The organism is Tunicatimonas sp. (assembly GCF_049647865.1).
GTDB lineage: Bacteria > Bacteroidota > Bacteroidia > Cytophagales > Cyclobacteriaceae > Tunicatimonas.
The window spans coordinates 1-3,556 of sequence record NZ_JBARYM010000430.1 but is presented as its reverse complement, the minus strand read 5'-3'; the positions used below and the strand labels follow the sequence as shown (position 1 = coordinate 3,556).

3 protein-coding genes and 1 pseudogene are annotated in these 3,556 nt (G+C 40.4%); all 4 read right to left on the bottom strand.

The genetic code is table 11. The annotated features are described in order from the left end of the window. On the bottom strand, positions 1-704 hold a 704-nt coding region (locus tag WBA23_RS12895; protein WP_424582687.1), incomplete at its 3' end, for a sigma-54-dependent transcriptional regulator. A 490-nt stretch (positions 705-1,194) separates the two neighbouring features. Further along, positions 1,195-2,316, bottom strand: a complete 1,122-nt coding sequence (locus WBA23_RS12890; protein WP_424582686.1) for a mechanosensitive ion channel family protein — start codon at positions 2,314-2,316, stop codon at positions 1,195-1,197. Between the two features lie 141 nt (positions 2,317-2,457). Beyond that, entirely contained in the window at positions 2,458-2,991 is a 534-nt protein-coding gene (locus WBA23_RS12885) for a dihydrofolate reductase family protein (protein ID WP_424582685.1), read from the bottom strand. 260 nt (positions 2,992-3,251) lie between these two features. Next, positions 3,252-3,556: pseudogene (locus WBA23_RS12880) on the bottom strand (hypothetical protein); the annotation flags it as partial.

The window sequence follows — 3,556 nt, the reverse complement described above, 5'->3', positions numbered from 1 at the left end:
CCAACTTTATCGTGAGAGGCATCGGTAAAAGCACCTTTCACGTGGCCGAATAATTCACTTTCGAGCAGCGTCGGAGTCAACGCTCCTACATCTACTCGCACAAGAGACTGATCTTTTCGACCAGATTGACGATGAATTGCCTGGGCAACTAGATCTTTTCCAGTGCCGTTTTCGCCTAAAACAAGTACGTTAGCCTCGGTAGGAGCTACTTTCCGTACTAACTCAAATACTTGCAACATCGCTTCCGACTGCCCTACCATTTCGGGCTTAGTAGCGGATTTTACGAGGTTCACTTTTCCCCGAGCTTGTTGACGGCTTACAGCTGCTTCAATAGATTCCAGCAATTTCTGATTCTTCCAGGGTTTTAACACAAAGTTGGCGGCCCCCAATCGCATGGCTTCTACGGCTAATTCAATATCTCCGTAGGCAGTGATTAGAATGACCGCCGTTTGCAGATCAATCTCGCGGATGCGTTCTAACCAATAAAGTCCCTCCCGACCGTCATGCTCGCCCCGCCGGAAGTTCATATCCAGCATCACCACATCGTAGTGGTTTTGCGAAATTAGTGAGTTAATCTGCGTAGGATCTTCCTGTATATCAATATGTTTAAAGTGTTGCTTTAGAAACATTCTAGCTGAATGTAGCACGTCAACATCATCATCGATAATTAATACCCGATTATTTAGGTTCCCAGTGGTGGGCATATCTTCTCAGTCAGATTTATGTGCCGAAGATAGCGTTTTGGTTATACGAGTACAATAGTAGTTTTAGGATAGTATTTAAAGGTTGCGTAAAAAACGAATTGAAACTATTTAATAGCAGTATATATAAGTTTAATTTTTAGCACCTCACCATAAAGCCGATCTGATTTAGCAAGTCTTGGGTAGGCTTATATCACTGTGGCAGATCGTTATCATCAATAAAAAAATAAACTCAGCGGAGGCTATGAATTTAGCATTTCACTGTGGGTAAACCTTCGGAACCGCTCAATTGACAAGTTCCTTAACAGAGGAATCAAGCTTCGTTGAATTTTACAGTCTACATTGAATATGATGAATAACAAAAAAAACCTCCCGAATGAATCGACAGGTTTTTTGTCTCTTATGAGGTTTCTACAAATTGTGTCAAAGGTACACATACACACCAACAATGTGCTCTTGGTGAACCTACCGTGAACTCTGTGTGAAGTTAATGTTAAGATTGAGATTCGTAAGGATTTGTATTTTCTTCCTGGTCGTTTGAATCTTGTCCAGCCATGTATAACGTACGGGTTGGGTAAGCGAATTCTATGCCTCGTTGCTGAAATTCAGCAAATATCTCAAAGTTGATAGCTTGTTGCACATTCATATATACATTAAAATCGGCTGATTGAACAATATAAACCACCTCATAGTTGAGGCTAGAATCGCCGTAAGCTTTGAAGTGGGCGCGATCAAACTTCGCTAGTTCCTGCTTTTCAACCGCCTGCTTCAGAATTTCAGGAATTTCTTTTACCTGCTCGAAGGGGGTTTGATAAATTACCCCCACGCTAAATACGATCCGGCGCGTCTGCATACGCTTGTAATTGTGAATTCGCGAACCGGTAAGATCACTATTAGAAAAGACTAGCTGTTCACCCGAGAGGCTTTTTACCCGCGTAGTTTTTATACCAATAGCTTCTATGGTTCCCAGTTTATCATCTACAATTATGAAGTCACCAATCTCGAACGGACGATCAAAAAAAATGACAAAGTAGTTGAATAAGTCGCCCAAAATATTCTGGGCAGCTAGGGCAATGGCAATACCGCCAATTCCCAAACCAGCCACCATGGCGGTTACATTTACGCCCAAATTATCTAGCAGCACTAATAGGCCTGCCCCCCAAATTAGGAGATTAAATATTAGCATTACCCCGCGAAGCTGCTTCACTTTTTCTTCGCCATTTTCTTGCTGCCGCACGTAGGTGCGCAGCAACATCAGCACCACAGATGAAATAAAGCGAACGCTAAAATAAGTAATGACTACCAGCGTGGCTATCCGGATTGCTTCATTGACTGTTTCGGTTAGGCTGAGGTATTTGAGCCCAACGTATACCGAAACAAAGTACAAAATCGGCACCCCGAACCGGCCAATACTATCCACAATATAATCGTCAATATCAGTTTCAGTAGCTTTCGTTAACTTTCTTAGCTGTTTAACAACAATTGCTCTGAGAATACGGGTAAGGATAAATCCTAGTAGAACTATCCCGAGAGCCATTAGATAATCTTCCAGGGTGTTGTTCTGAAATATCTTTTCAAAATTGATAGTTAGACTTTTTAAAAAACTTTCAAACATAGCAGTTCAATTGAAAATTGTCCTCAGCCACCTCGGAGTTTATTCAGAGTCTGAGGTGGATAATTGATAATTCGATCAAATGTTAAAAAAGAGATTTGGGAAATTGTTTGGGCATTAGAATCAGAAGTGCGAATGCTACGATTAATATTGAATATGGTAAGTTCGAAGCGATAAGCCTCCTTCAAATTCCTGATTGTCTATCTGGTTAAGTTTGGTCACTGCACTAGAACCACCAAAGAGCGGGGTGCCGCCACCAAGAATAATTGGGTTAAATTTGATTTTTAAAATATCAATAAGCTTTTCATCCAATAGCCACCCAGCAAAAGCTCCACCACCACATAGATAAATATTGGTGCCTTCTTCCTGCTTTAGTTGCTGGACAGTCGTAGTGCTTCGTTTTACTACTTTCACCAGATTGTGAGGATTTTCCAGTGTTAGGGAATCCGAGAAAATGTAGTGACGCATATGCGGATAGGCCGGCTGACCCGGTGGTAATCCGAATTTGTAGCCAAACTCATAAGTCTTTCGCCCCATAATGACTGTATCAAAACCTTGTAAATCCTGCTTATACCTTTCTACCAAAGGTCCATTCATAGCAAACAAATCGATACTTTCACCGGGGCCGGCAATGTATCCATCTAAAGATGTTGCCACGTAGTATACTAGCTTACGCATAAATAAACAGATTAATTTGTAAGTATTTTACTAGACTACAAAGCTATGAACTTTACTGAAAGTTGTTATTCTGGCCTAAGGAAAAATGTATTTTAGTATAACTTATTGCGGTCGCTACTTTACTTAAATCATTTCCGATTTGTTAAAAAGCCGGTCGTTAAGTAACCAACGTAGGAAAAGTAAGTGCTTAGCCGTACTGCCTATGCTGGTACAATAATTATTCTCCTGTTACCTGGATTATTTTCAAAAATTAGGTAGTGCTATACCAAACGTTGGCTTGGTATAGGACGAAAAGCTTCCTTCATCTTTAAAAATTGTTTTTCAAAGTAGTGAAAGCTGATCCAGCTTAACAGCATAGCTAAACACAAGCTTGCAAATGGTTTAAATAATAAAATTGACACTGAGAAGTCATTGATGTTTAATCTGGTGAAAAAATAATCAACTAGCGTAATGGCGGGAAGATGTAGACAATATAATCCGTAAGTGTATCTTCCCCATTGACTCAACCAGTGTATTGAGCTAACTTTTAAGATTGACTTTTGAGCAAAGTTTTGCTCCGCTATAA

Bases quoted from the DNA above. Each gene is read 5' to 3' on its own strand.
- WBA23_RS12885 (WP_424582685.1), bottom strand. From the start codon at position 2,991: ATGCGTAAGCTAGTATACTACGTGGCAACATCTTTAGATGGATACATT.
- WBA23_RS12890 (WP_424582686.1), bottom strand. From the start codon at position 2,316: ATGTTTGAAAGTTTTTTAAAAAGTCTAACTATCAATTTTGAAAAGATA.